The organism is Polycyclovorans algicola TG408 (genome assembly GCF_000711245.1).
Classification (GTDB): Bacteria; Pseudomonadota; Gammaproteobacteria; order Nevskiales; family Nevskiaceae; genus Polycyclovorans; species Polycyclovorans algicola.
The window spans coordinates 2,265,353-2,286,900 of sequence record NZ_JOMH01000001.1 but is presented as its reverse complement, the minus strand read 5'-3'; the positions used below and the strand labels follow the sequence as shown (position 1 = coordinate 2,286,900).

The window sequence follows — 21,548 nt, the reverse complement described above, 5'->3', positions numbered from 1 at the left end:
CATGCCTCAGTCAAACGTCCAGCCCAGCGAGAATTGTGACTGCCAGACGCTCAGATTCGCTTCGATGAGCTGGTCGCCCGGGTCGGCGTCCACGTTAAATGTCAGCAGTTGGCCCTGCAGCAGCACCGGGCGGGCGCTGCTCAGGGTGTTGAGCGTGCGCTGCGTGTTGTTCACCGCATAGAGCAAGGCCCACCCCAGATTGAGCCGAGGACTGAGCTTCCATGACAATCCAATGGCGGCGTGCTGATCGGTGACGGCAGGTGCGAACACGGATGGCAATGCCTGATCCTTGCCCACCGGGTTGCCACCCCAACTGAAGCCCGCGCGCCAACTCAGCCGGCCACGCTCACCCTGATACCCGACCTTGTACACCTCCACGCTGTGCCAGCCAAAGCCGGGACCCGCGTTACCGCCCAGGCAGGCATCAAGCATGGCGGTGTTCGGCAGGTTACGGCTGAGCAGTCTCGGCACAAAGCATTCATCGGTAAACCGCTGCGCCGCCACGGTGTTGCTCAGCGCCTTGACGTCGCCGTAGCGAATCTGCTCAAAGTCGATCAACAGACGATGGCCCGGCAGAAACTGGTACTGCACCCCCAGATTCAGCACCGGTGCAAAATCCAGCGACTTACCGATGATGGCGCCGGAATAGCGGTCAAAATCGGTTTGATACAAGCGGCTCTGATAGGCCGCGCCGATCCCGACACCTGCGCCCAACTCCCACAGCAGGCCGACCCGAAGGCCGCCGCCATAGGCGTAGTCGAAGCCGTTGTCGGTGACCTTGTCTGGCGCATTCGAAAATGCTGCAAACGCGCCGAGACCGCGCAAGGCGATGCGTTGGCCGGCCAGCACCGGAGAAACGCCAACGGCGAGGGTCGGTGTGAGCCGGTATGCCCAATGCGCCGAAAGCAGAATCTGGGTGAGATCGACCCCCAGGGTCGTGCCACTTTGGCCGCACAAACCAGACAAGTCGGTCAGCGCTGAGGTCGCGTTGCCACCACCAAACGTACCTTCGCAATTGGCCGCGAAACCGGGGACGCCGCGGGCCAGGGTGGTGTCGGACCCGTCTGACAGCGACTTCAGGCCCGAGGCACTCAGCCCCCAACCGAATGCCGTGCGGTCATCAATGCGCCAGTTGCGGGCAAACGAGGGAAGCGGAAAAACCCCGGTGATCGAGGTTTGGCGTCCCGGTGCCAGATCGAGCAGGCCAAACGGCGCTGCATCGCCCCGCGGCCCCGCGCGGTAACCCCCGTCGGGGATGGCGACGCCAAGCTCGGCCACCATGCCGCTCTCCAGCCACGCGCCCGCCGCAGGATTGCGCAGGGTGGCAGTGGCATCCTCGACCATGGCGGTACCCGCCCCGGCCATGCCCAGTTGTATGGCACCGGTCCCCACCGCGTTCATTCCGTTCGACGCGTTTCCTACCGAGACCGCGACACCACACAGACAAAGCGCCCAGAAGGCCCGCCATTGCATGCTCAACGCCCTTCCCGGCCGACTCATCGCTGACGCGCCACGACCTGTTCAGCCTGGTCCATCGACACCACCAGGCGTCTGAGCATCTGCTCAAAGGCTTGCTTTTCATTGGCGTCGAGGGCACTGAAAGCCGTTGCCACGATGGGCTGGAAAGCTTGCGCATGGCTTCTCACCAATGCGCGCCCTGCGGGGGTGATCACCACCTGCCGCCGACGCGCATCGTGAGGGTCGGCCTTGATCTGTACCTGCCCCTCGGTTTCCAGCACGTTGAGAATGCGGGTCATGTTGGCGCGGTTTTGCCCCACCTGCTCGCACAACGCTGATGGCGTAGTGCCACGATCCCCGTTGGCGAGCACCACAATCAGCGTGTGGTAGGAGCTTTCCGTCAGCCCCGAGGGCCGCAGCAAAGGGTCGGTAAACGCGGTGATGCTTTGGCTGGCCACCCGGATCAGCCGCATCAGCGTGACGTCTTCATAAGAAAATTCTGGAACACTCGCTTGCCAGTCTTCGGCACTGGCATCAACCGCAAGCAATCGATCACGCGTTTTCATGGCAATACCATTGATAGTACATTGATGAACTTATCACAGCTTATTGCCGAAATCCCTTGGCAACGTGAGATGTACAGTGCGCGTCGACCGAAAGCCGATGATTCACACGGCGTGAAACCCTTTCTAACCTGCGCACCCGTCCATCACACCGCTGTTCATGCGTGACAAAACGACGTCATGACCGCAGGTCTCATCCCGCAGCGTGCCGAACAACACCATGCCGAAGCTGGCCTGGCTGGCCGCTACGTGTCGGTCTTGCTCAACGACTTGGGGCGCTCTGAGCACGACGCGTGCATTGCCGTCCCTGAACACCCTGCCGCCGCTTGGGCGCGCAGCGGCTTGATGGCGCTGACGGGCAACCACGACCCAGCGCTGTGTATTGCCCCTATCGTGAGTGCGGCGCAGGGCGCCCTCGCCGCGCTGAAGTCCGTGGCGCCCAACACGGCGGGCCTTGATGAGATTGACGCGGCCCTGCTGCTGGGCGAACGGGCGGCGCTCACGGGCAGCACCCGCGCCGGCGCGACTTCGCCCGGCGGCGCCTGCCACCTGCTGGCCACGGCCGATGACTGGCTGGCGGTCAACCTCGCCCGGGATGACGACTGGGCGCTGCTGCCGGCATGGCTGGAGATCGATGCCTGCCCGGACCTGGCGACCCTGGCCGCTGAACTGACGCGGCGTCCGTCCGCGCTGCTGATCGAACGCGCCGGGTGGCTGGGATTGGCGGTGGCGCGGGATCAGGCCCCGCAGGCCGCAGCGTGGTGCACGGTTCACAGCGGCGCGGACTGGCGCGGCACGACAACCATGCCGGCCCGCGCGCCACGGGTGCTGGATCTGTCGTCGCTGTGGGCCGGACCGCTTTGCAGCCATCTGCTGCAGCGGCTCGGCGCCGAGGTCATCAAGGTGGAAGGCTGGCAGCGCCCGGACGGCGCGCGACGCGGCAACGCCGATTTCTTCAACCTGCTGCACGCCGGCAAGCGCTGCGTGGCGCTGGACTGGGGCACGCCCACCGGCACCGCACAGTTGCGCGCGCTGCTGGCAAGTGCCGACATCGTCATCGAGGGCTCGCGGCCGCGCGCGTTGCAGCAGTTGGGCATTGAGGCCGAGGCGTGGGTTGCAGAACGGCCGCACCGCACCTGGATCAGCCTGACCGGCTACGGCCGCTGCGGGCCCGACGCCGAGCGCGTTGCCTTTGGCGACGACGCCACCGTCGCCGCCGGTCTCAGCCACCTCATGCACGACACCACCGGGCAGCGCCTGATGGTGGGCGACGCCCTGGCCGACCCGCTCACCGGCCTGCATGCAGCGTTGGCGGCGTGGGCGAGCTGGTGTGATGGCGGCGGCCGACTGGTCGGCCTGTCGCTGGTCGATGTCACCCGGCATGCCGCCTGCTTCGAATTGCCCGAATCGACGGCCGGGCGCCGCGCCCGCCATGCCGACTGGCAGGCATGGCTGCACCGGCATGGGGTGATCGCCCAGCCGCCGCGCGCCCGCTTGCCGGTGGCGCGCGCCGCGTCACTTGGTGCCGATAGCGCGCAGATCTTGGATGGCCTTGCACCGTGCTGATCCGCAACGCGACAGGCCTCGACGGCGTTGCGTTTGACCTGCGCATCGACGCCGGTCGCATCGCCGCACTGGACACACACCTGCCCGCCCGGGACGGCGAGTCCGAGATCGATGCGCGCGGCAACGCGCTGCTGCCGGGCCTGAACGATCACCACCTGCATCTGCTGGCATCGGCGACCGCACAACACTCGGTGCACTGTGGCCCGCCGCAGATCGACGGCCCTCGCGCGCTGGCAACGGCGCTGAACGCCGCAGCAAGGCACGGTCAGTGGCTGCGCGGCGTGGGCTGGCATGAATCGGTGATGGGCGACGATGCGCCGCTGGACCGCGACTGGCTGGACCGTCACGGACCCGCCGTGCCGGTGCGCATTCAGCACCGTAGCGGTCGCCTGTGGGTGCTCAACAGCCTGGCGCTGGACGCGCTGGGACCGCTGGGCGAGAACGCGCCGTTCCAGCAGGTGCGTGGGCGCTGCACCGGTCACCTGCTCGATGGCGACACCTGGCTGCGGCAGCGGGTGCCGTCCCAGCGGCCGTCGGTGGCAGCGCTGAGCCAACAGTTGGCGGGGTATGGCGTGGTGGGATTCACCGACGCCACCCCAGACAATGACCGTGACGCCGCCCACGCCTTCGCCCTGATGCATGCGGCGGGCGACCTGCGTCAACGGGTGCGCCTGATGGGCAACGCCACGCTGGATGGGCTGCCGGCCACGGCGCTGTTGCACGTCGGCGAGGCCAAGGTGCACCTGCTGGAAGGCGCCCTGCCCGACTTCGACACATTGGTCACGCAGATCCGGACCCGACAGCACGCCGGGCGCGCCACGGCGCTGCATTGCACCAGCCGCGTCGAGCTGGTCTTTGCGCTCACGGCGCTGAACGCTGCCGCCACCAGCAGCGCGCACCGCATCGAGCACGCCGGCGTCTGCCCGCCCGAGCTGCTGGAGGCGATGCGGCACCTGGGCCTGACCGTGGTCAGCCAGCCGCACTTCATTGCCGAAAAAGGCGACCGCTACCGGCTTGAGGTGGATACCGATGATCAGCCGTGGCTGTACCGCCTGGGCGGCTTCTGTAACGCCGACATCGCACTGGCGGCCGGCAGCGACGCCCCGTTTGGCGGTCTCAACCCGTGGGCGGCGATGCAGGCAGCGGTGGACCGACGCGACCGCCATGGCGAGGTCTTGGGCGCCGCCGAAGCCCTGACGCCGGAAGCCGCGCTGGGTTTGTTCACCGGCACGCTGGACGCACCCGGCGTGCCGCGCTTCGACCTCGCACCGGGCGAGATCGCCGACCTGTGCCTGATCGATCGGCCCTGGCGACAGGCTCGCGCCGACTTGCGAGCCGCACGGGTGCTTGGGGTTTGGCGAGCGGGTGTCGAGATTTTCGGCGCGGCGGCCGTCAACGGCTGAACCTTCCGCGCTGCGCGCGGCCCTCTCCCCAGCCCTCTCCCGCGTGCGGGAGAGGGGGCACCGGTTCGACGTCCTTAAGTGACTCGAAGACAGTCCGGCAGCGCGCCAGACCTCATCCAATCGGGGACGCTGCGCCTGTTTGCGCTGACGACACTCGTTCGTATCAAGTCTTTGAGGCGCAGCGATGCAACACGAAACCACCGCCCGGTACCCGGCGTCTGCCGCCGTGGTGATGCGCATGTTCACCGACCGCGACTTTCACATTCGCAAGCTTGAGCAGATGGGCCTGCGTCGCTACGCGGTACTCGATCACGCATTCGATGGTCAGCACTTCCGCATCCGCGTTGAACGCGTGGTGCCCATCGACGTGCCCGGTCTGCTCAAGAAAGTGGTGCCCAGCGAATCCTGTGTGATCAATGACGAGCACTGGGACGCCAAAGCCCTCACCGGCAAGGTATTGGTCGAACCCAAGGGCATGCCACTGGACATCCACTGCATGACCGCGATGTCCAACGTCAAGGACGGCTGCCTGATCCGCTATCAATGGACCCTGAAAGCACGCGTTCCACTGATTGGCGGAGCACTGGAAAAATTCATCATCGGCGACATGGAACGCCGCGCCAATGACGAGACCCGTCTGGCGCTGACGATGCTCGACGACTATCGATGAACGTCGGCCACAGCGCCGCGCCACTTCGTCAATTCGGACGATGCAGGCGCCGCGCAGCGGCCTACCATCCAGTCAAGAAGAGGGCAGAGCTTGTTCATGCCCCATCGCTCAAGAGCTCAGTCCGGCTCCGCATTCAACCGCCGTCGTGCGCTGTAGGAGATTCAACCAATGAAATGTTCAGCACTCCGTTTTCTGCTCTTGTCGGTCGGTGCCTTGGCGTGGTCGGCGGGTGCTTCCGCCGCTGCCACGGCCGAGCAGGTCGCCAGCCTCGGCAAGGACCGCACCTGCATGGGTGCCGAGCGCGCCGGCAATGCCGACGGCAGCATTCCGGAATTTACCGGCAAGTGGTTCAAGACCTGGCCGGGACAGACCCAAGAACACGGCTATGAGCCTGGACCCTATGCCGACGAAGAACCCTTGTTCACCATCACCGCGGAAAACGCCGACGAGTACGCCGAGCAACTGACTGCGGGTCAAAAGGCGCTGCTCGCCAAGTACCCCGACGACTTTCGGATGAAGGTGTACCCGACGCATCGCGACTTCCGGTTCGCAGACTGGGTCTGCGACATCATCAAGAAAAATGCGACCGAGGCCACCATTGTCGATGATGGACTTGGCATCACCGGCACGACCGGTGCGCCGCCCTTCCCGTTCCCCAACAGCGGCCTTGAGGCGATCTGGAACGTGATCAATCCGCACCGCGCGTCCACCGAGCAGGCGGTCACTGACATCGCCAATGTCTATTCCAACGGCAGCATCGCCTGGGGCCGAAACAAGTTCATGACCTTGAACCCGGGAAACGATCCTGACCCGGACAAGCGGGCGTCGTTCGCCGATCACATCAATGCGTATTTCTACACCGGCTACATCCTGCCGCGTCGTGATCGGGGCTTCGTGGCCGTGGGTTATCAGCCCAACAACTTCTCGAAAGATGCGACCCAGTCGTGGCAGTACGTCCCGGGCACGCGCCGCGTACGCCAGGCGCCCGAGGTGGGCTTTGACACGCCGGTGCCGCCGGCCGGTATGCGCGTGGTCGACGACGACTACCTGTTTAACGGCTCGCCCGAGCGCTACACCTGGAAGCTGGTCGGCAAGAAGGAATTCTATGTGCCATTCCATAACAACCGGGTCAACGACCCGGCCATTCCCTACAGCGATTTGTTGGGGCCGCACTCGCTCAACCCTGACTACGTGCGCTACGAAAAGCGCCGCGTCTGGGTGATTGAGGGCGAGCTGAAGGATGGCGTTCGTCACATCTACAAAAAGCGCACGGTCTATGCCGACGAAGACACCTGGCTGGCACTCTGGGCCGACAGCTACGACAACCGCGACGAACTGTGGCGCACCAATTTCGTGGCCTATTTCTACTCGCAGGAATCGGGCACCTACCACCGCGGCGCGTCGATCTATCACGACCTCAATGCAGGGGCCTATGAAGCGGGCTACCTGACCAACGAGCGTGGCAATGACTGGTGGCGCCTGAACGTACCGCTGACGCCCGATCATTTCAGCGCCCAGGCTGCGGCCCGAGGCGGCCACTAACCAGGCGTGAAACCTGATGGGTGACGCGTTCGCCGCGTTCTCACGAATCACCCATCACTCATCACGTTTCAGTCATCACGGATCACCCAAACAATGAAAACCGCATTCATCACCGGCGCCAATGTCGGCCAGGCCTTTTTGCTGTCGCGCGCGCTGGCCGATCGGGGCTGGCGCGTCTTTGCCGGCGTACTGCCCGGCGCACCGACCGAGCTCAAGACCGAGGGCAACATCACCGTGGTGGACCAGGATGTGTCCAACACCGCGTCGGTGACCGAAAGCGCGCGCATCGTCACCGAGGCGCTCAACGGTCAGGGCATCGACCTGCTGATGAACGTCGCCGGTGTGGCCAACCAGGCCACCGGGGTGCTGGAAGGGGTCGATCTGGCCAAGGCCGAGAGGCTGTTTCACATCAACACCTTCGGTCAGTTGCGGGTGATTCAGGCCTTTCTGCCGCTACTGCGCAAGAACGTCCCCGGCGCACGGATTGCCAATTACAGCTCGGGCGCCATCCTCGCCAGCCCGGTGGGCGCAGGCATCTACAACATGACCAAGCACGCGATCCATGGCATGACCCTAACCCTGCGACAGGAACTGCGGCCGCTGGGCATCGAAGTGACCTCGATCATCCCGGGCGGCGTGCTCACCGGCATGTCGGCCAACGCACACGTCAACACCAAGAACAGTTGGGCCGAACAGCGTGCCGATCTGCTCAAAGTCTACGAACCGCTGCGCAACACCTACTGTCAGGTGCTGCCCGACATGCTGGAGAAAACCGGCAGCTCGCCCGAGCAGGCGCTGGAAGGCACCTTGGAGATTCTGGCGAAAAAACAATGGAAACCGATGGAGTATCTGGGCAAGGACGTGAAGCCCATGGGCGTGATGAAACGCATTCTCTCCGACAGCCAGCTTGAAGCGATGATGCGCAAAACCTTCAAGATTCCGGCCTACAAAGGCTGAGCCCGGCCACAAGAAAACATTCAACGCAAAGGCGCGAAGGGGAAAAGCAAGGACGCGAAGAGTGGGGTTGAAACAGCACGCCACGCGGACTGAGCGACGCACGTGGTCTTTCCCAACTGATTCTCTTTGCGCCTTGATGTTTTCCTTTGCGTTCTTTGCGTTTCAAACGCTTTTCGCGAGACCCCCGTGATGAATGACCCCCTGCACACCGCCCCGCCCTTGCAGCCGCTGTTCGAGCGGCTGGCGCTCAAGTCCCACGAACTGGTCAGCACCACCGCCGAGCAGCGCGCCGAGAAAATCCGCCGTCTGCTCAAGTCAGTGATGGACGCCCGCCCGCAGATTCTCGAGGCCGGCCGCAAAGAGCTGAAGCTGCAGGACATGGACATCGACATGCAGTTGTTGATGGTCAAGACCGAGTGCGAGTTTGTCGCCCGCAACCTCGGCAAATGGATGGGGCGGCATCCAGTGAAAGGCTCGCTGATGAGCCTCGGCAAAAAAAGTTACGTGCAGTACGAGCCCAAAGGCGTGGTGCTTAATCTCGCCACCTGGAACGCGCCCATCGCCATCGGTCTGGTTCCGTTGCTGGGGGCCATTGCTGCCGGCAATACCTGTGTGCTGAAGCCATCAGAACTGGCGCCGCTGTCGGCGCAGGTGCTGGCCGAAATCGTCGCCAAGGCCTTCCCGTCGGACGAGTTTGCGGTGATCCAGGGCGGGCCTGAAGTGGCCTCCGAACTGCTGAAACTGCCGTTCAACCACATCTTCTTCATCGGCGGTCACGCCGTGGGCCGGCTGGTGATGCGCGCCGCCGCCGAGCACTTCGCCTCCGTCACCCTGGAGATGGGTGGCAAGAACCCGACCATCATCGATGCCAGTGCGGACCTGGCCGACAGCGCCCGCAAGATTGCCTGGGGCCGCGTCGCCAACTGCGGTCAGGTGTGCCTGGCACCGGACTATGCGCTGGTGCACGAGTCCATCCAAGGCCCGTTCGTCGAGTCACTGGGCAAGGCCTTGCACGCGCTCTACGACGCCAGCGGCGAGGGCTTCCGGCAGTCACCCGAGGTGCCGCGCATCGTCAATCGGCGGCACTTTGACCGCATCAAGGCGCTGCTGGATGACGCGCTCGCCAAAGGCGCGACCGTGGCTGTGGGCGGGCAGACCGATGCCGACGATCTGTTCATTGCCCCCACCGTGCTCACCGGCGTCACCGAAGACATGCGGATCATGCAGGAAGAAATCTTCGGGCCCATTCTCTGTGTGCTGCCGTGGCAGAAGCGTGGGGAAGTGATCGCCACCATCCGCAAGCGGCCCAAGCCGCTGGGGCTGTACATCTTTGCCAAAGATCGTGAGGCCATCGACTGGTTCCTCACCCACACCACCTCGGGTTCGACCGTGGTCAACCACAACCTGATCCAGTCCGGCACCAACCCGCACCTGCCCTTTGGTGGGGTCAACTCCAGCGGCACCGGTCGCATCGGCGGTCACTTCAGCTTTCTGGAGTGTTCCAATACCCGCGCGGTGGTTGAAGAAGGCCCGCCGGTCGGCGATCCGGGACTGATGTTTCCGCCCTACTCCGACAAGTACAAGAAGATGATCGGCCAGATGATGGGCAAGGAAATCAAGATGCCCGATGCGGCCATCAAGGCCATCAACGGTGTGATTCGGGTGATGGGCAGCCTGCGCGGCCACTGACCCGGTTGCAGGGGAGTGGTTGTCTCGCGAGGCCCTGTCGCAAACGTCTGATTCGATGGCGCACCGACTGGCTGGACGTGAGCTTCGGGGTGTCTGCAGACGCGGGATGCCGTACAATCGCGCCCCCGCGGGGACTGGTCGCGGTTCCTGCGTTCTACCTGCCCGTGTGAAAACGGGCCCAACCGAGAGTCACCATGACCCAAACATTTGTAGTTGAAGCTGAGCCGCGTGTTGCGCAAGGAACGGGTGCGAGCCGCCGTCTGCGCCGCACCGGCAAGATTCCCGCCATCATTTATGGCGGCAACGATGGCCCGCAGAACATCACGATCAGCCACAACGAACTGCTCAAGCAGCTCAAGATCGAAGCGTTTTACGCCCACATTCTCACCATCGAGCTCGAAGGCAAGCAGGTGCAGGCCGTATTGAAAGACCTTCAGCGCCACCCGGTGCGTGACGAGGTTTATCACGCCGACTTCCAGCGCGTCGTGGCCGACCAGTTGCTGCGCAAATCGGTACCGCTGCATTTCGTTGGCGAAGACGTGACACCCGGCGTGAAACTCGGCGGCGGCATGATCGAGCACTTCATCAACGAAGTTGAAATTGAATGCTTCCCGGGCGATCTGCCCGAGTTCATCGAAGTCGACGTTTCGAAGCTGGCCCTGGGCGAAGTCATTCACTTGGCCGACCTGGCACTGCCCAAGGGCGTGACCTTGCTCGAGCTCAAGCACGACAACAACATCGGCGTCGTGTCCTGCCACCTGACCAAGGTCGGCAAGGTCGACGAAGAAGCGGACGAGGCTGAAGGCGAAGCCGCTGAAGGCGAAGGCGACGACAAGTAAGCTGCCGCCAGCGGGTACACCGCCCGTCCGTTGGGTTGCCACGGACGGGTTTTTTATGGACCCGGCAGTGTGAACGGACTTGTTTGCGCCTGATGGCGCCCTTGGCACCTGATCAACACGGGACACTTTGATGTCAGAGCTTGTTGCCCTGATTGGCCTCGGCAACCCCGGCGCCGATTACGCACAAACCCGCCACAACGCAGGCTTCTGGTGGATTGACGCACTGGCCGGCGCCGCCCGCGTCAGCCTGCGGCCAGAGTCCAAGTTTCACAGCCATGCGGCGCGCGCCACCGTCTTCGGCCGTGATGTGCTGCTGGTGCAGCCGCAAACCTTCATGAATCGCAGCGGGCAGGCGGTTCAGGCGGTGGCGCAGTTTTACAAGATCGAGCCCGGCAACCTGCTGATCGCGCATGACGAGTTGGCGCTGCCGCCCGGCACGGCACGTCTCAAACTCGGCGGCGGCCACGCCGGTCACAATGGACTACGCAACATCCATGCAGCACTGGGACCGGACTACCGACGCCTGCGAATCGGTATCGGCCACCCCGGGGACAAGGCGCAGGTGCTGAACTATGTGCTGGGGCGACCCGGCCGTGATGAAGCGGCCGCGGTCAGCGATGCGCTGATCAAGGCGGCCGGAGCGCTGGACACCTGGTTTACCAAAGGTTGGGAGCAGGCCATGACCCAACTCCACACACAATCTGATTAATCGACGGACGAAAACGGTATGGGCATTCAATGCGGGATTGTCGGCTTGCCGAACGTGGGCAAGTCAACGTTGTTCAACGCTCTGACCAAGGCGCAGATTGCGGCGGAGAACTACCCGTTCTGCACCATCGACCCCAACGTCGGCGTGGTGGCCGTGCCCGACCTTCGCTTGCAGGCGCTGGCCGAAATCGTCAAACCGCAGAAGATTCTCGGCGCGACGGTCGAGTTTGTCGACATTGCCGGCCTGGTTGAGGGCGCCGCCGAGGGCAAGGGCAAGGGCAACGCGTTCCTGTCCCACATTCGCGACACCGACGCCATCGCCCACGTCGTGCGCTGCTTTGTCGACGACGACGTGATCCACGTCATGGACAGCGTCGACCCGATTCGCGACATCGACGTGATCGGCACCGAACTGGCCCTCGCCGACCTGGACCGGGTCACCAAATCGTTGGAGCGCTCCAACAAGCTGGCACGCAGTGGCAACGCCGACGCCGCCGCTCGCAGCGCCTGCCTGACCCGCGTGCAGGCGCACCTGGACAACGGTGAGGCGGTGCGCAGCATGACCCTGAACGACGACGAAAAACTGATCGTCAAGGAGTTGCAGCTGATCACCGCCAAGCCCGGCCTCTACATCGCCAACGTGGATGAAGCCGGTTTGGGCGGCAACGAATACGTTGACCGGGTCAAGGCGCTGGCGGCGAAAGAAAACGCGGTGGTGGTGATCGTCTGCGCCCAGATCGAGGCCGAGATCGCCCAGCTGGATGACGCCGACAAGAAGGACTTTCTTGACTCGCTGGGCCTCGAAGAACCAGGCCTCGACCGGGTGATTCGCAGCGCCTACGACCTGCTGGGCCTGCAGACCTACTTCACCGCCGGTGTGCAGGAAGTGCGCGCCTGGACCGTGAAGGTTGGCGCCACCGGCCCGCAGGCGGCGGGCGTCATCCATACCGACTTCGAAAAAGGCTTCATCCGCGCCGAGGTCATCGGCTATGAAGACTTCATCCGCTACAAAGGCGAGCCGGGCGCCAAGGAAGCCGGCAAATGGCGGCTGGAAGGCAAGGAATACATCGTCAAGGAAGGTGACGTGATGCACTTTCGCTTCAACGTCTGAGCCCACTGATGACGGTGGCGAGCCCTTCTCCCTGGCGCTTCTGCGTGGCGCCGATGATGGACTGGACGACCTCGTATTGCCGTCAGTTTCACCGCGTGCTGACCCGTCACGCGCGGCTGTACACCGAGATGGTGACCACCGGCGCGCTGCTGCACGGTGACGCGCCCCGATTCCTGGCCCATGACCCAGCCGAGCATCCGCTGGCGCTGCAACTGGGTGGCAGTGAGCCGGATGATCTGGCCCGGGCTGCCGAACTCGGCGGCCGGGCCGGTTACGTCGAGATCAACCTCAACTGCGGCTGTCCGTCCGACCGGGTGCAGGAAGGTCGTTTCGGCGCCTGTCTGATGCGCGAGCCCGAGCGTGTGGCCTCGGCTGTGAAAGCCATGCGCGGCGCCACGGACGCTGCCATTACGGTCAAGCACCGCGTCGGCGTCGATGACGCGGAGGACTACCCGTTCATGCGCCATTTTGTCGAAACCGTCGCCGCAGAAGGTTGCACGGTGTTCATCGTCCATGCCCGCAAAGCCTGGCTACAGGGCCTGTCGCCAAAGGAAAATCGCGAAGTGCCGCCGCTGACCTACGAGCACGTCTACCGGCTCAAGCAGGACTTCCCCGACCTCACGGTGGTCATCAACGGCGGCATCGAAACACTGGACGAATGTTCAGCGCACCTGGCCCACGTCGACGGCGTGATGCTCGGCCGCGCGCCCTACGAGCGCCCGTGGTTGCTGGCCGATGTTGATCAACGATTGTTCGGCACGCCGAACCCGGTCAGCACCCGCGACGAGGCGCTGCTGAAGATGGCCCCACTGCTCGACGCCATGGCGGCGCGCGGCGAAGCGGCCAACCGGCTGACCCGCCACCTGTTGGGGCTGTACCGCGGCGAAAGTGGCGGCAAGGCCTTTCGCAGGTATCTGTCGGAACACGGCAACCGGCCTCAAACCGCCGCGCTGCTGCAACAGGCGCTGCAAGCGGTTCACCCCCGCGCTTGAGGCAAAGCGGCGATACTTCTAGCTCTTTAATTTCCATGGGCTGTGTGATGAACCGCATTCTTAAGGCCACGCTCAACACTCTTTTTTCTGGACTACTCCTCGGAGCCACGATGAACACTGCTGTCGCTGCTGAAACCGTCAACATCCGCCTCAACACCTCAGCCGGGGTCATCGAGCTCGCGCTTGATGGCAAGAACGCCCCCAACAGCACGGCCAATTTCGTGCAGTACGTGAAGGACGGCCACTACGACGGTCTGGTGTTTCACCGTGTGATCAAGGGCTTCATGATTCAGGGCGGCGGTTACGACACGCAGTACGCGCAGCGCCAAACCCGCAAGCCCATTGAGAACGAGGCCAAGAACGGTTTGAAAAACGTGCGCGGCTCGATTGCCATGGCGCGCACCGGCGACCCGCACTCGGCGTCATCGCAGTTCTTCATCAACCATGGTGACAACGGCTTTCTCGACTATCCCGGTCAGGACGGCTGGGGCTACGCGGTGTTCGGCAAGGTCACCAGAGGTATGGACGTGCTCGACAAGATTGCCGAAGCCCGCACCGGCAACACGCCGCCGTTTGGCCGCGACGTGCCCGTCGAGCAGGTGGTGATCAACACCGCCGAGGTCATTGCGGCCGAGTAACGGGCATGAATGTCTGGCTGGTCTCGGACCTGCATTTGCCGCCAAAGCCCTCGCCACTGCGCGAGGGCTTTTTGCGTTGGCTTGCGGCAGCGCAGGCCGATGCGCAGCAGGTGATCCTGTTGGGCGACATTTTCGAAGCCTGGATTGGTGACGACCTCGGCATCGACACCTATGCCGAGGAGGTGGCCGCCCTGCGCGCACTCACCGCCGCCGGCGTCGACCTGCGCTTCATGGTCGGCAACCGTGACTTCCTGCTCGGTGATGCCTTTTGCGCCGCCACGGGCGCCCGAAAATTGCCCGACCCCTGCATCGTCACCCTCGGGGGCCGGCCCACGCTGCTGTCGCATGGTGATCAGTGGTGCACCGATGACCGCGGCTACCAGCGATACCGGCGCGTGATCAGTCGCCGCGGCCTGCAGCGTCTGTTCCTGCGTCTACCCCGCACATGGCGGCAAGGCATTGCGGACCGCATGCGGCAGCAGAGCCGCGAGTTCACTGCCGAAAAAAACACCACCATTACCGATGTGTCGGCCGAGACGGTCGTGAACGCCTTCAAGCATGCCGGCGTGGACCGCATCATTCATGGTCACACCCATCGACCCCAGACGCACCGGTCGCCGATCAACGGTCGTGACTGCGAACGCATCGTGCTGCCGGATTGGACGCCAACGCGCATGGAAGGCCTGCGCATCGACGCCAGTGACCGTCTCAGCCCCACTCCGGCCTGAAGCAGGTCATTTCGGCAGGCGTCGCCAGCCGATCCAGAAACCCAGCAAGGCCATCAGCGCCGCGGTGAGGAAGGTCGATTCGGGCGACACGGCGTCCCACAGCCAGCCGCCCATCAGCGAGCCGAGACTGCCGCCAACGCCGTAAGACACCGCGCTGTAAATCGCCTGGCCACGGCCGTGCATCTGCCCCGGAAACATGCGCTGCACGTAATGCACCGAGACGGCGTGAAAAGCACCGAAGGTCAGCGCGTGCGACAACTGCGCGAGTATCAGCAGCAGCAAATGGTCGACGGCCAGGGCGGTCACAGCCCAGCGCACTGCTGTGCTGCCAATGGCCCAGAGCATCAGGTTGCGCACGCCGAGCGTCTGAATCAGCGGCCGCATCCACCAGAACAGGGCGATCTCGGCCAATACGCCCAGTGACCAGAGAAACCCGGCAAACCCGCGGCTGTAACCGTGACGCTCCAGAAACAGGGTGAAGAAGTTGTAGTAGGTCGCAAAGCTCAATTGCGAGGCAAGGCACACCAACAGCAGCGCGATGACTTCCGGCTTGCGCAGGATGATCCACAGCGCACCGCGCGCCTCACGAACCCTCGGCGGCTGGGTTGGCTCGGCCACCAACCACGCGGTGCCGACCATGCCGAGCCACACCAGACCCACCAGCAGGGGCAGCGGCAACATGCCCCAGCGATCGAGCAGCGGCCCGAGGCTGAGCACTGCAAACACAAACCCCACCGAGCCCCACATGCGAATGCGTGAATAGTCGGCCCCGGTGGTGGCGACATGGTTGAGGGCCACCACCTCGAACTGCGGCAGCAGCGCATGCCAGAACAGGGAATACGCCAGCATCAGCGCAGCAATGGCAGCGATGTTGCCGACCAGCGGAATCGTCAGAAACAGCAGCAGTGACACCACCGTGGAGACACGAATCAGCCGCATGCGCTGGCCGCTGCGGTCGGCCCACACGCCCCAGGCCACCGGCATGATCGAGCGCGAGACGCCCATCAGGGCAAAGGCGGCGCCGATCTGCAGCGCCGAGAATCCCCGCGCTTCAAGGTAGGGTCCCCAGTAGGGAATGAAGGCGCCGACCGTCGCGTAGTAGAAGAAATAAAACGCGGCCAGCCGGTTGGAAGCGGCACGATGGGCCGCCGACAGCGCCTCACTCACGGACGCGGCGGGCCAGGCTTCTTGGTGAACTTTTTCGCGCCCGGCTTGAAGTCGGGTTTACCGACTGGCTTGTGCTGGGGCTTGGACTTGCCGTCGAACTTCGGCTTGTAGGGCGTGGCCGCAACCTCACCGGCTTCAACCTGGCGAATCTGCAAGCGCTGCCCGCACACCCAGGCCTTGGCAAGCACCTTCTGTACCGGCTTGGGCATGCCTTCCGGCAGGTCGACCAAGCTGTAGTCCTCGGCGATTTCGATGCGGCCGATGTGCTGGCTGTCGATATCGGCCTCATTGGCGATGGCGCCGACAATCTGCCCCGGCTGCACACCGTGCTGGCGGCCCACTTCGATGCGATAGCGCGCCATCCCCTCTTCAGGCGTGTGCGCGGGACGGCTCTGACTGGGGCGCGGCTTGTCGGGACGCTTGTTGCCGGCATGCGCATCCGCCTGCCGGGCATGGACCGGGCGCCCGGAGGTGTCATCACGCGGCTGCGGCGGCCGCGGTGCAATCTCGGCGTCGGGCGACATCAGCAAAGGCGTTTTGCCCTGGGCCTTGGCTGCGAGTGCGCAGGCGATATCGAGCAGGCTCACGCCCTGCTCGCGAACCATGTCCTCCAGAATCGGGCGAAAGGCATCACTGCCGCCGCTGGCCAAGGTGTCGGCAATGGACTGTTTGAATTTGTCCATGCGCTTGGCGTTCACCGCTGCGACCGTGGGCAGGCGCATTTCGGTGATCGGCTGGCGCGTGGCTTTTTCGATCAGCCGCAGCAGATGCTTCTCACGCGGCGCAACAAACAGAATGGCCTCACCGCTGCGCCCCGCCCGACCGGTACGACCAATGCGGTGAATGTAACTTTCGGTGTCGGTCGGAATGTCGTAGTTCAGCACGTGGCTGATGCGCTCCACGTCCAGCCCGCGCGCCGCCACGTCGGTGGCCACGGCGATGTCGAGCTGCCGGTTCTTCAATCGCTCGACGGTGCGCTCGCGCTCCGACTGCGGCATGTCACCGTTCAACGCCGCCGCCGCAAAACCCCGCGCCTGCAGCTTTTCGGCCAGCTCGGTGGTCATCGCCTTGGTGCGGGCAAAGATGATCATCGCATCAAAGGTTTCGGCCTCCAGAATGCGCGTCAAGGCCTCCATCTTGTGGGTGCCGGCCACGTACCAGTAGCGCTGGTTGACGTCGGCGGCGGTGCGGGTCTTGGCCGCAATGTTGACCTCGACCGGATCTTTGAGATGGGTCTGCGCGATGCGCCGCACCGAGCTCGGCATGGTCGCCGAGAACAGCGCAACCTGTCGCGTGGCCGGCGCGCGGCTGAGAATGATGTCGACCTCTTCGACAAAGCCCATGCGCAGCATTTCGTCGGCTTCGTCAAGCACCACGGCCTGCACCGCGTCCAGGCTGAGGGTGCCGCGTTCAAGGTGGTCCTTGACCCGACCCGGCGTGCCCACCACGACCTGCACGCCACGGCGCAAACCTTGCAACTGCGGGCCGTAAGGCTGACCGCCGTAAATCGGCAGCACGCGGAATCCGGGCACCTCGGTGGCGTAGGTCTGGAAAGCCTCGGCGACCTGAATCGCCAGCTCGCGCGTCGGGGTCAGCACCAGCACCTGCACGCGGTTGTCGTTGGGTCGCAGGCGGGCAATTGCCGGCAACGCAAAGGCGGCCGTCTTGCCGGTGCCGGTCTGGGCGGTGCCGAGCACATCGCGGCCCTGCATCAACGCGGGAATGGTCGCAGCCTGGATGGGCGACGGCGCTTCGTAACCCACGCTGGCAAGGCGGGTCACGAGCGCTTCGGGCAGCCCCAGTTCGGAAAAGGTCATCTAGAGGGGCTCGGGTGGAAGACGGGGGGTGGAAGACACAACATCGGCATTTTGCGCCCGATGGCGTAGCGCGTGATCGATCAGCACCAGCGCCATCATGGCTTCGCCGATGGGCGTGGCGCGCAGGCCGACACACGGGTCGTGGCGGCCGGTGGTGCGCATTTCGACCGCCTCGCCTGCCGCGTTGATCGACTTGCCGGGCGTGGTAATGCTCGATGTCGGCTTGATGGCGTATCGGGCGTAAACGGTCTGCCCGGTGCTGATGCCGCCAGAAATACCGCCCGAGTGGTTGCTGAGAAAGCCGTCGGGCGCCATCTCGTCGCGGTGTTCGGTGCCGCGGCGCTGGGCCACGGCCATGCCCTCGCCGACCTCGACCCCTTTGACGGCGTTGATGCTCATCAGCGCCTTGGCCAGATCGGCATCGAGACGGTCGAACACCGGCTCGCCCCAGCCCGGCGGTACGCCAGTGGCCTCGACGTAGAGCCGCGCACCCACCGAGTCACCTTCTTCACGCAAGGCGGTCACCGCCGCTTCCAAAGCAGGAAGCTGGGCCGGGTCCGCGCTGAAGAACGGGTTGTCGTTGACCGCCGACCAGTCGCTACGCGCACAGACGATGTCGCCCATCTGCTCAAGACAGCCACGAATGACAATGCCGTAGCGCTCGGCCAGCCATTTCTTGGCGATGGCGGCGGCAGCAACGCGCACGGCGGTCTCGCGTGCACTGGAGCGCCCGCCGCCGCGCGGATCACGAACGCCGTATTTCTGGATGTAGGCGTAGTCGGCATGATTGGGCCGAAACACCTGTTCGATCTTGGCGTAGTCGTAACTGCGCTGGTCAGTATTTTCGATCAGCAGCGCAATCGGCGTGCCGGTCGTTTTGCCTTCATACACACCAGACAGGATGCGGACCTGATCGGGCTCCTTGCGCTGGGTTACGAACTTTGAGGTGCCGGGTCGGCGACGGTCCAGATCGGGCTGAATGTCGGCTTCGCTCAGTGCCAGCCCCGGCGGGCAGCCGTCGACCACGCAGCCGATGGCGGGCCCATGCGACTCGCCAAAGCTGGTGACGATGAACAAGTGACCGAGCTGGTTACCGGACATGGTGGGCCTCGTTGTGGGCAAGCAGGCTGGCGCGATCAATGACGAGAATGCCATCGCCGCCGCGCTCGAAATGCGCCCAGGTGACCGCCAGGTCGGGCCAGCGGGCGTCAAATTCGTTCTGGCTACCGCCCACTTCACAGAACAGCACACCGTTGTCGCTGAGGTGAATCGGCGCTTCGGCCAGAATACGGGCCACGCAGTCCATGCCGTCGTCGCCGGCATCCAGTGCCATGCGCGGCTCCTGCTGGTACTCCGCGCCCAATTGCTGCCATTCGGCCGTGGGCACGTAGGGCGGATTGGTGACGATCAGGTCGAAGACCTCGCCCTGTAGCGGGACAAACAGATCGCCCGACACGCAGCGCACCCGATCTTCAAGACCATGTTTGACGATGTTGCGCTGGGCAACGGCCAGTGCCTCGTCCGACAGATCGGCCAGCACCACCTCGGCGTCTTCGAACGCCAGGGCGCAGGCAATGCCGATGCAGCCAGAGCCCGTACATAAATCCAGTATCCGCTGCGGCGCTTCGGTCACCCAGGGCGCGAAGTCGTGCGACAGCAGCTCGGCAAACGGCGAACGCGGCACCAGCACGTGTGAATTCACCTCGAACGGTAGACCGGCGAACCACATCGTGCCCGTCAGGTAAGCCGCCGGCTGCCGTGTGTCGAGGCGTCGCCGAAGCAAGGCGTGCACGGCGGCACATTCGTCTGGTGTGAGGTGCGCATCCATGTAGGCGGACGGCAACTCGGGCGGCAGGTGCAGTGCATGACAAACCAGATGAAATGCCTCGTCCAACGCGTTGTCGCTGCCGTGGCCGAAGATGAGACCGGCTTCGGTGAAGCGGCTCGCGCCCCAACGGACCCAGTCGTTGAGACGGGTCAGACGGCCAAGCGCATCGGGGAGCGGCGAAATTTGAGACACGGGAGACCTGAAAACCGCTGGCTTGCATCGCCTCAGGGGCGACCATGATGAGCACCCGGATCGCGGACGACATTGCGCGACGGAGCCCTGTGAAATAATCGAGCGACATTATCGATGATCCACAGCCACTGCGCGGCGGGAATCGTCCAACTCGAAGGCTAAATTCCATGGTGTACGCATGAAGCGCTGGCGACTTCCCGTCATATTGAGTCTGATGGCCGGCCTGCTGGGCGTCTGGGTGGCCTCGCAATGGCAGCCATCGTCCTCGCTACAACAGGCGGTTTGGCTGGATACGCCACGGGCGCTGCCCCCGATTGACACGCTGAACGCGGCCGGCGAGACCGTGCCGCTGAACGCGGCCACCGGCGAATGGCGCCTGGTGTTTCCCGGTTTCACCTATTGCCCCGACATCTGCCCGGACACACTCAGTCGTCTCGCCGAGATCGCCGAGGCGCTGGCACCGGTCAAGGTGCAGTTGTTTTCGGTGGACCCCGAGCGCGACACCCCGGAGCGACTGCGTGAATACGTACAGTTTTTTGACTCTTCGTTTGGCGCAATCACGCCTGCGTCCATTGAGGACCTGCCGCTGATGGCGCGCGCGCTGAGCGTCGCCTACGCCAAAGCGCCGCTGGAGGGCGACACCTACACCATGGACCATTCGACGGCGATGCCGCTGATTGATCCGGATGGACGACTGGTGGCGTTCCTCACCGAACTTAATGACCCGGCGGTGTTTGCGGCCGATATTCAGCACATCGTTGAATCAGTGCGTCAGGGCAAAAGGCCGCGTTCGTGAGCGACCTGACGCTGGCCGGCGCCAGCCTGGCGGCAAGATGCTTCGTCGGCCTGCAATTAGTGCTGCCGACTCGTGCGCTGTCGAGGCTGGTGCACAGCCTGACGCGGGTGCGCTGGACACCGTTCAAGAACGGACTGATTCACGCCTTCATACGCGGATTCAACATTTCGCTGGCCGAGGCAGAGATCGAGCGGGTCGAAGATTTCGAGCACTTCAACGCTTTTTTCACCCGCGCCCTGAAGCCCGGTGAGCGGGCCCTGGCGCCGGCGCCGGCGTTCATTTCGCCGGTCGATGGCCGCATCAGCCAGCACGGCCCGCTGAATGACGGCCAACTGGTGCAAGCCAAGGGGCATCACTACGCCGTCGAGGCCTTGCTCGGCAACACCGACTGGGCTCAAACCTTCAAGGGCGGCGACTTCGCGACCATTTATCTGGCGCCTTACAACTATCACCGCATCCACATGCCGGTGGCCGGTCAGTTGCGCGCCTGGCGCTACATTCCAGGTCGCCTGTTCAGTGTCAACGGCATGACTGCCAGCGCCATGCCCGATCTGTTCACCCGCAACGAGCGCTTGGTGGCGCTGTTCGACACCGAACACGGCGCCATGGCCATGGTGCTGGTCGGCGCCCTGTTCGTCGGCGGTATTGAAACCGTTTGGAGCGGCGCAGTCACACCGCCCCACCAGCGCGGTGCGCCCGGCCCGATCATCACCCCGCCGACGCCGGTTCATCTCGCGCGCGGCGCTGAGATGGGTCGCTTCAACATGGGTTCAACCGTGGTGGTGGTGACTGCAGCCGGCATGACGCGGCCAACGGCTGGGGTCAGCGAAGACGGCCGCATCCGTCTGGGGCAGCCAATCAGTATGCTGTGCTGACGGGGCTGA

20 protein-coding genes are annotated in these 21,548 nt (G+C 64.2%); 14 read left to right on the top strand and 6 right to left on the bottom strand.

Annotated elements, in window-relative coordinates; genetic code table 11:
- Positions 1–6: 6 nt before the first annotated feature.
- Together U741_RS0111000 and U741_RS0110995 are read right to left on the bottom strand one after the other, a co-directional pair.
- On the bottom strand, positions 7–1,401 hold the full coding sequence (locus tag U741_RS0111000) for an OmpP1/FadL family transporter (RefSeq protein WP_161776182.1): 1,395 nt from the start codon (positions 1,399–1,401) through the stop codon (positions 7–9).
- A gap of 95 nt (positions 1,402–1,496) precedes the next feature.
- Positions 1,497–2,024 carry a MarR family winged helix-turn-helix transcriptional regulator gene (locus U741_RS0110995; protein WP_029890523.1) on the bottom strand — a complete coding sequence of 176 codons (528 nt, stop codon included), beginning with the start codon at positions 2,022–2,024 and terminating at the stop codon, positions 1,497–1,499.
- 177 nt (positions 2,025–2,201) lie between these two features.
- On the opposite strand from U741_RS0110995, the gene U741_RS0110990 reads away from it, so the two are divergent.
- From U741_RS0110990 to U741_RS0110935, 12 genes are all read left to right on the top strand, one after another.
- A complete protein-coding gene (locus U741_RS0110990; RefSeq protein ID WP_052378714.1) occupies positions 2,202–3,587 on the top strand; it encodes a CoA transferase in 1,386 nt (461 codons plus the stop codon).
- Positions 3,581–4,990: an amidohydrolase family protein gene (locus U741_RS0110985; protein ID WP_052378713.1), complete on the top strand. Its 1,410-nt coding sequence runs from the start codon at positions 3,581–3,583 to the stop codon at positions 4,988–4,990. The genes U741_RS0110990 and U741_RS0110985 overlap by 7 nt, the downstream gene beginning before the upstream one ends.
- Before the next feature lie 184 nt (positions 4,991–5,174).
- Complete coding sequence (locus U741_RS0110980) at positions 5,175–5,660, top strand: DUF2505 domain-containing protein (protein ID WP_029890520.1); 486 nt, start codon at positions 5,175–5,177, stop codon at positions 5,658–5,660.
- Positions 5,661–5,828: 168 nt separating this feature from the next.
- Positions 5,829–7,202, top strand: a complete 1,374-nt coding sequence (locus U741_RS0110975) for a DUF1329 domain-containing protein (protein ID WP_043110267.1) — start codon at positions 5,829–5,831, stop codon at positions 7,200–7,202.
- A gap of 93 nt (positions 7,203–7,295) precedes the next feature.
- Positions 7,296–8,159 (top strand): SDR family NAD(P)-dependent oxidoreductase, encoded by an 864-nt coding sequence (locus U741_RS0110970; protein ID WP_029890518.1) that lies wholly within the window; start codon positions 7,296–7,298, stop codon positions 8,157–8,159.
- Between the two features lie 189 nt (positions 8,160–8,348).
- Positions 8,349–9,848 (top strand): aldehyde dehydrogenase family protein, encoded by a 1,500-nt coding sequence (locus U741_RS0110965; protein ID WP_043110266.1) that lies wholly within the window; start codon positions 8,349–8,351, stop codon positions 9,846–9,848.
- A gap of 194 nt (positions 9,849–10,042) precedes the next feature.
- Entirely contained in the window at positions 10,043–10,687 is a 645-nt protein-coding gene (locus U741_RS0110960) for a 50S ribosomal protein L25/general stress protein Ctc (protein ID WP_029890516.1), read from the top strand.
- Positions 10,688–10,817: 130 nt separating this feature from the next.
- Entirely contained in the window at positions 10,818–11,396 is a 579-nt protein-coding gene (gene pth, locus U741_RS0110955) for an aminoacyl-tRNA hydrolase (RefSeq protein ID WP_029890515.1), read from the top strand.
- Between the two features lie 18 nt (positions 11,397–11,414).
- On the top strand, positions 11,415–12,506 hold the full coding sequence (gene ychF / locus U741_RS0110950; protein ID WP_029890514.1) for a redox-regulated ATPase YchF: 1,092 nt from the start codon (positions 11,415–11,417) through the stop codon (positions 12,504–12,506).
- A gap of 8 nt (positions 12,507–12,514) precedes the next feature.
- On the top strand, positions 12,515–13,498 hold the full coding sequence (dusA, locus tag U741_RS0110945; RefSeq protein ID WP_029890513.1) for a tRNA dihydrouridine(20/20a) synthase DusA: 984 nt from the start codon (positions 12,515–12,517) through the stop codon (positions 13,496–13,498).
- A gap of 110 nt (positions 13,499–13,608) precedes the next feature.
- Positions 13,609–14,136: a peptidylprolyl isomerase gene (locus U741_RS0110940; RefSeq protein ID WP_029890512.1), complete on the top strand. Its 528-nt coding sequence runs from the start codon at positions 13,609–13,611 to the stop codon at positions 14,134–14,136.
- Between the two features lie 5 nt (positions 14,137–14,141).
- Positions 14,142–14,864 carry a UDP-2,3-diacylglucosamine diphosphatase gene (locus tag U741_RS0110935; RefSeq protein WP_043110265.1) on the top strand — a complete coding sequence of 241 codons (723 nt, stop codon included), beginning with the start codon at positions 14,142–14,144 and terminating at the stop codon, positions 14,862–14,864.
- 6 nt (positions 14,865–14,870) lie between these two features.
- On the opposite strand, the gene U741_RS0110930 is transcribed toward U741_RS0110935, so the two are convergent.
- From U741_RS0110930 to prmB, 4 genes are read right to left on the bottom strand one after another with little or no spacing between them, the layout of a single operon-like run.
- Entirely contained in the window at positions 14,871–16,031 is a 1,161-nt protein-coding gene (locus U741_RS0110930; protein WP_084154810.1) for an MFS transporter, read from the bottom strand.
- Positions 16,028–17,848 carry a DEAD/DEAH box helicase gene (locus U741_RS0110925; RefSeq protein WP_029890509.1) on the bottom strand — a complete coding sequence of 607 codons (1,821 nt, stop codon included), beginning with the start codon at positions 17,846–17,848 and terminating at the stop codon, positions 16,028–16,030. The genes U741_RS0110930 and U741_RS0110925 overlap by 4 nt, the downstream gene beginning before the upstream one ends.
- Positions 17,849–18,949 (bottom strand): chorismate synthase, encoded by a 1,101-nt coding sequence (gene aroC / locus U741_RS0110920; RefSeq protein WP_029890508.1) that lies wholly within the window; start codon positions 18,947–18,949, stop codon positions 17,849–17,851.
- Positions 18,939–19,868 (bottom strand): 50S ribosomal protein L3 N(5)-glutamine methyltransferase, encoded by a 930-nt coding sequence (prmB, locus tag U741_RS0110915; RefSeq protein ID WP_052378712.1) that lies wholly within the window; start codon positions 19,866–19,868, stop codon positions 18,939–18,941. The genes aroC and prmB overlap by 11 nt, the downstream gene beginning before the upstream one ends.
- 178 nt (positions 19,869–20,046) lie before the next feature.
- Between prmB and U741_RS0110910 the strand changes: the two genes are divergently transcribed.
- Positions 20,047–20,664, top strand: coding sequence for an SCO family protein (locus tag U741_RS0110910; RefSeq protein ID WP_084154809.1), 618 nt, complete (start codon positions 20,047–20,049; stop codon positions 20,662–20,664).
- Positions 20,661–21,539, top strand: a complete 879-nt coding sequence (gene asd / locus U741_RS0110905; RefSeq protein ID WP_235200319.1) for an archaetidylserine decarboxylase — start codon at positions 20,661–20,663, stop codon at positions 21,537–21,539. The genes U741_RS0110910 and asd overlap by 4 nt, the downstream gene beginning before the upstream one ends.
- Positions 21,540–21,548: the final 9 nt, after the last annotated feature.